The sequence below is a fragment of the Promicromonospora sp. NPDC057488 genome, from assembly GCF_042802395.1.
In the GTDB taxonomy this organism is placed as follows: Bacteria; Actinomycetota; Actinomycetes; order Actinomycetales; family Cellulomonadaceae; genus Promicromonospora.
On the sequence record NZ_JBHVEG010000270.1, the window covers coordinates 1 to 5,733 of the forward strand.

Consider the following 5,733-nt stretch of genomic DNA (forward strand, 5'->3'; position numbering starts at 1 on the left):
GGGGCGGAACCGACCGGTTCCGCCCCGCCACAGGTCTTTGATGTCAGTCCCGGGTCACTCCGGGTAGTTGCCGCGCTTCTTGCTCATCGGCTTGGGCAGCCGCGACCGGCGCAGCTGGTACGCGCGGGTCACCGTGTACATCACCAGGCCGCGCGGCACCTCGCCGAACTTGGCCGTCAGCCGCTTCTTCAGCGACCGCCACAGCAGCCACACGTCGACGATCGTCAGGAACAGGAACCCGTACAGGCCGAGCATCACGAAGATGCTGAGCTGCGGGTACTGCTGCGTGAAGAACGTCGCGAACAGGAAGATGAACGCGACCGGCAGGAAGAACTCGCCGAGGTTCCAGCGCGCGTCGACGAAGTCGCGCACGTACCGGCGCACCGGGCCCTTGTCCTTGGCCGGCATGTACCTCTCGTCACCGGTCTGCATCGCCTGGTAGGCGCGCTCCCGGTCGACGCGGGACTTCTCGCGCTGCGTCTTGCGCGCCGCCTTGCGGTCGTCCGGGACCAGCGGGCGCTTGTTGGCGGCCTGCGCGACGTTGCGCTTGGGCGTGGGGCGGCCCTTGCCGGCGGCGGTCTGGGCCGCGTCGGACGTCGGCGTCACCTCGTCGGGGGAGTCGCCCACGGGGGTCACGCCGTCTGGTGTCGAAGTCTTGCTGCGGGAGAACACCCTCCCAGCCTAATCGCTCCCGGCGGCGGCCGGTTCCGAGCCGTTAACGTGGGGGCGTGACCACCGATACCACCGCGGCCCTCCGGGCCCGCGTCACCGAGCAGTTCCCCGCCCTCCAGGCAGACCTCGAGGCGCTCGTGCGCATCCCCAGCGTCTCGGCCGCCGCGTTCGACCAGCAGCACGTGGCCGCCAGCGCCGCCGCCACCGCACAGCTCCTGCGTGACGCCGGCCTGCCGGACGTCCAGATCCTCTCCGCGCCGCGCCCCGATGGCACGCCGGGCGCGCCCGCCGTCGTCGCCCGCCGCCCTGCGCCCGAGGGCGCGCCGACCGTGCTGCTGTACGCGCACCACGACGTGCAGCCCCCGGGCGACCCGGCCACCTGGGACACCGACCCGTTCGAGCCCACGCAGGTGGGCGAGCGCCTCTTCGGGCGCGGCGCGGCCGACGACAAGGCGGGCATCGTGGCCCACCTCGGCGCCCTGCGCGCCCTCGGCCTGCCCGACGGCGCCGACCTGCCCGTGGGTGTCACCGTCTTCCTCGAGGGCGAGGAGGAATCGGGCTCGCCGTCCTTCCGCGCCTTCCTGGAGACCTACCGCGACCTGCTCGCGGCCGACGTCATCGTCGTGGCCGACTCCACCAACTGGAAGGTGGGCGTCCCCGCCCTGACCACGTCGCTGCGCGGCCTGGTCGACGGCGAGATCGAGCTGCGCGTCCTTGACCACGCCGTGCACTCCGGCATGTTCGGCGGCGCCGTGCTCGACGCCGTGACCCTGATGTCCCGCCTCGTGGCGACGTTCCACGACGATGCCGGCGACGTCGCCATCGAGGGCCTGGTCACCGCCCCCGAGCCCGAGGTCGACTACGACGAGGCCTCGTTCCGCGCCGACTCCTCGCTGCTCGACGGGGTCGCGCTCGCCGGTACCGGCACCCTGTCGGGGCGGTTGTGGTCCAAGCCCGCGCTGTCCGTCATCGGCATGGACGTCACCTCGGTGGCCGAGGCGTCCAACACGATCGCGCCGCGCTGCACCGCCAAGATCTCGCTGCGGCTCGCCCCCGGCCAGGACCCGGCGGCGGCCGATGCGGCGCTGGCCGCGCACGTGGCGAAGCACGCGCCGTTCGGCGTGCAGGCCACGTGGCGGTCGGGCGAGCAGGGCAAGCCGTTCCTCGCCCCCGGCGATACGGCCGCCATGCGGGCGGCGCGCGCCGCCTTCACCGAGGCGTGGGGTACTGCGCCCGTCGACGTCGGCGTGGGCGGGTCCATCCCGTTCATCGCGGACCTGCTCGAGGTGTTCCCCGACGCCGCGATCCTGGTGACCGGCGTCGAGGACCCCGACTCGCGGGCGCACGGCGCCAACGAGTCCGTGCACCTGGGCGAGCTGCAGAACGTGGTCCTGGCCGAGGCGCTGCTGCTCACCAAGGTGGGCGAGGGGCTCTAGCTCCTTTTCGCCGACCGGCGGCCTAGCTGGTGGCGGAGGGCTCGCGCGGTGCCACGTCCAGCGCGCGGGCCCACGCCGCCACGTCGGCGGGGAGCTCAGGGGAGGGCAGGTCCTGGCCGGTCGCGTCCCGGACCACCTCGAGGGCGGAGATCCGGTTGCCCTTGCGGTCCAGGAAGCGGCTGGCGACGATCCCGCGGGCGTACAGCTTGTCGCCGCGCGTGAACACCTGCTCCAGGTAGAAGACGCGCTCGTCCCAGCCGAGGATCCGGGTGGTGATCTCGAACCGGTCGAACGGCTGCAGGGACCGCCGGTATTTCATGGTCGACGCCGCGACCACGGGCGCCCAGCCCTTCTCCTTGGCGACCGGGAACATGCCGAGGTCGGCGATCTGGTTGTTCCGAGCCACGTCCATCATCTGCAGGTACGTGCCGTTGTTGACGTGCAGGTACGAGTCGAGGTCCAGGGGGCCGACGCGCATCCGGGTGACCGAGGGGTCGAGCAGGGTCTGTCCGGGGCGGGCCTTGCGCGGGAAGAGTCCGGTCCAGGTGAGCTGGAGCATGCGAGCCATGCGCCCGAGGTTATACCGAGAACCGCCAGTACTAGATACCTTGTCCAGGCTGCGCGGGCGGGTGCTGGATCGCGCTGCGCACCGACCGTCCCACGGCCGGCGTCTCCAGGCGTTCGACCAGGTGGAGCGCCATGTCGATGCCCGAGGAGACGCCCGCAGAGGTGATCACGTCGCCGTCGTCCACGTAGCGTGCCTCGGTGTCCACGAGCACGCTCGGGTCCAGGTCGGTCAGCTCGTCGTAGTGCTCGTGGTGCGTGGTGGCGGGCCGTCCCGCCAGCAGCCCGGCGGCCGCGAGCGGCAGGGCGCCGGTGCAGACGCTCGCCATGATCGGGGTCTGCTTGCGGATCTGACGCAGCCACTCCAGGTGCCCCGGCTCGGCCAGCAGCGGCCGCGTGCCGAGCCCGCCCGGGTAGACCAGCACGTGCAGCGGCCCGACGTCGTCCGCGCCGTGCGCCGGCAGGATCCGCAGGCCCTTGGCGAGGCGCACGCCGGCGCCGTCCCAGGAGAACGTGCTCACGGTCGGCCGCAGCTGGGAGTGGGACCCCCACTCCGCGAAGACCTCGAAGGGCCCGACGACGTCGAGCTCCTCCGCCCCGTCGAAGACGAAGATCCCGATGCGCAGCCCGCCGTTGCCGCTCACACGCTCAGCCCGGTCAGATTCCGGGAAGGGCCAGCATCTGGTCGAGCGCCACGCGCGCCCAGTGGGCGTCGTCGGCGTCCACGACGATCCGGTTGACCATGCGTCCCTCGACGAGCGACTCCATGGCCCACACCAGGTGGGGCAGGTCGATCCGGTTCATCGTGGAGCAGAAGCACACCGTCGAGTCGAGGTAGTGCACCTGCTTGTCCGGGTGTGCCCGGGCGACCCGGCGCACCAGGTTCAGCTCGGTGCCGATCGCCCACGCGGAGCCGGGCTCGGCCGCCTCGAGCTTCTTGATGATGTACTCGGTCGAGCCCACGTAGTCGGCCGCCGTGACGACCTCGTTCTTGCACTCCGGGTGCACCATCACGTTGACGCCGGGCACCGCCGCGCGGATGTCGGTGACATTCTGCTCCGAGAAGCGCCCGTGCACCGAGCAGTGGCCGCGCCACAGGATCATCCGCGCGTCGCGCAGCTCCTGGTCGGTCAGCCCGCCGTTCGGCTTGCGCGGGTCGAAGACCACGCACTCGTCCAGCGACATCGCCAGCTCCAGGACCGCGGTGTTGCGGCCCAGGTGCTGGTCGGGCAGGAACAGCACCTTGCCGGTGCCGTCGACGCCGCCCACCTGGTCGAACGCCCAGCGCAGCGCGACCTCCGCGTTGGAGGAGGTGCACACCGTGCCGCCGTGGCGCCCGGTGAAGGCCTTGATGGCGGCCGACGAGTTCATGTAGGTGACGGGGATCGTGGAGTCCGCGATGCCGACGTCCTGCAGCACGGCCCAGGCCTCCTCGACCTGGCCGATCGCGGCCATGTCGGCCATCGAGCAGCCGGCCGCGAGGTCCGGCAGCACGACCTGCTGCTGGTCGGAGGTCAGGATGTCCGCGCTCTCGGCCATGAAGTGCACGCCGCAGAACAGGATGAACTCGGCCTCGGGGCGGGCGGCCGCCTCGCGCGCGAGCTTGAAGGAGTCACCGGTGACGTCGGCGAAGTCGATGACCTCGTCGCGCTGGTAGTGGTGGCCCAGGACGAACGCGCGGCTGCCGAGGGCGGCCCGTGCGGCGCGCGCCCGGTCCACGAGGTCGGGGTCGCTCGGTGCGGGCAGCTCGCCCGTGCACTCCACGCCGCGCTCGGAGGCCAGGTCACGCCCCTGGCCGAGCAGCAGCAACGGGGACGAGGCGGGCTCGGAGAAACCGGAGTATTCAGCCAGCAGGGTGCTCACGGTAACCATCATGACACGCGGTGGTGACACGTAGTCAGGACGGTGCCACGATGCCTCTCGTGCACGTGCTGCTGCTTGCCGAGACCCTGCCCGACGCCGAGCGACTCGCCGCCGGGTGGCGCGCCGCCGCCCCGCACGCGACCACCGAGGTGCGCGAGGTCCGGCTACCCGGATCCGTCGCAGCCCCCTCGGCCGGCCCGGTGCACGACGACGGCGGCGCCGGCCGCGGCGTGCTCCTGGCCGGACCGGCGATCCCGGTGGGCCGGCCCGCCGCCGTCGGGCCGCAGGACGCCGGGCCCGCGCACCCGGGACCGTCCGCGCCCGGGCCCGCCCCGTCCGCGCTGCCGCGGGCGGAGGGCGCGGAGCTGGCCGACGTCGCCGGACGCGCCGACGTCGTCGTGGCGTACGTCACGCGGCTGGACGGCGAGGGGCTGCACAAGGGGGTGGTCGTGGAGGCGGCCGCCGCCGCCGCGCCGCACGCGGTGCCGGTGGTCGTGGTCACCGGCCGCAGCGAGGTGAGCAGGCGGGAGTGGTCCACCGCGGGCCTGAGCGGGGTGCACGAGGTGGTCGGCGAGGACCTCGCCCGCGTGGCCCGGACCTGGTCGCCGGGCTGGGCGCGCTGAGGGCGCGGACAGCGACGCGCATCCCGGACGGTGATGAGATCGGCCGGGACGTGGGCGTACGATCTGAGAACAGACCGGCAAGCGGGAACAGACGGACCAGCCGATGGGTTGGCAACGTTCAAGGATCGACTACCGGTATGTCGAACACGATCGGGAGATGACATGACCGACACCACCACGGACATCGCTACCCACGGCGTCAACGTCACCGACGTCGCCGCGGGCAAGGTCCGTAGCCTGCTCGAGCAGGAGGGCCGCGACGACCTGCGCCTTCGCGTCGCGGTGCAGCCGGGTGGCTGCTCCGGGCTGATCTACCAGCTCTACTTCGACGAGCGGGTGCTCGACGGGGACGCTCTGCGCGACTACGACGGCGTCGAGGTCGTCGTGGACAAGATGAGCGTGCCGTACCTCGAGGGCGCCACGATCGACTTCAAGGACACCATCGAGCAGCAGGGCTTCACGATCGACAACCCGAACGCCGGCAGCGCATGCGCCTGCGGCGGGTCGTTCTCCTGATCGCAGCCTCCCGCTGAGCGACGTTCTCGGCACGACGGGCCGGTCACCACAAGGTGACC

The 5,733-nt window shown here is 72.1% G+C and carries 7 protein-coding genes; 3 read left to right on the top strand and 4 right to left on the bottom strand.

What is annotated here, in order from left to right; all coding sequences use genetic code 11:
• Nucleotides 1–54 precede the first annotated feature (54 nt).
• A complete protein-coding gene (locus tag ACFU5G_RS28740) occupies nt 55–672 on the bottom strand; it encodes a DUF3043 domain-containing protein (RefSeq protein WP_377252346.1) in 618 nt (205 codons plus the stop codon).
• A gap of 56 nt (nt 673–728) precedes the next feature.
• Here ACFU5G_RS28740 and ACFU5G_RS28745 point away from each other — a divergent pair, with 56 nt between their 5' ends.
• On the top strand, nt 729–2,108 hold the full coding sequence (locus ACFU5G_RS28745; protein ID WP_377252347.1) for a dipeptidase: 1,380 nt from the start codon (nt 729–731) through the stop codon (nt 2,106–2,108).
• A 22-nt stretch (nt 2,109–2,130) separates the two neighbouring features.
• Here ACFU5G_RS28745 and ACFU5G_RS28750 read toward each other — a convergent pair whose 3' ends face one another.
• From ACFU5G_RS28750 to nadA, 3 genes are read right to left on the bottom strand one after another with little or no spacing between them, the layout of a single operon-like run.
• A complete protein-coding gene (locus ACFU5G_RS28750) occupies nt 2,131–2,676 on the bottom strand; it encodes an acyl-CoA thioesterase (RefSeq protein WP_377252349.1) in 546 nt (181 codons plus the stop codon).
• Between the two features lie 31 nt (nt 2,677–2,707).
• The gene (locus ACFU5G_RS28755; RefSeq protein ID WP_377252351.1) at nt 2,708–3,316 is read right to left on the bottom strand and encodes a DJ-1/PfpI family protein; all 609 of its coding nucleotides are present in this window, start codon (nt 3,314–3,316) and stop codon (nt 2,708–2,710) included.
• A 13-nt stretch (nt 3,317–3,329) separates the two neighbouring features.
• Complete coding sequence (nadA, locus tag ACFU5G_RS28760) at nt 3,330–4,544, bottom strand: quinolinate synthase NadA (RefSeq protein WP_377252353.1); 1,215 nt, start codon at nt 4,542–4,544, stop codon at nt 3,330–3,332.
• Nucleotides 4,545–4,585: 41 nt separating this feature from the next.
• Between nadA and ACFU5G_RS28765 the strand changes: the two genes are divergently transcribed.
• Nucleotides 4,586–5,158 carry a hypothetical protein gene (locus tag ACFU5G_RS28765; RefSeq protein ID WP_377252355.1) on the top strand — a complete coding sequence of 191 codons (573 nt, stop codon included), beginning with the start codon at nt 4,586–4,588 and terminating at the stop codon, nt 5,156–5,158.
• A 162-nt stretch (nt 5,159–5,320) separates the two neighbouring features.
• Nucleotides 5,321–5,674 carry an iron-sulfur cluster insertion protein ErpA gene (gene erpA, locus ACFU5G_RS28770; RefSeq protein WP_020014294.1) on the top strand — a complete coding sequence of 118 codons (354 nt, stop codon included), beginning with the start codon at nt 5,321–5,323 and terminating at the stop codon, nt 5,672–5,674.
• Nucleotides 5,675–5,733: the final 59 nt, after the last annotated feature.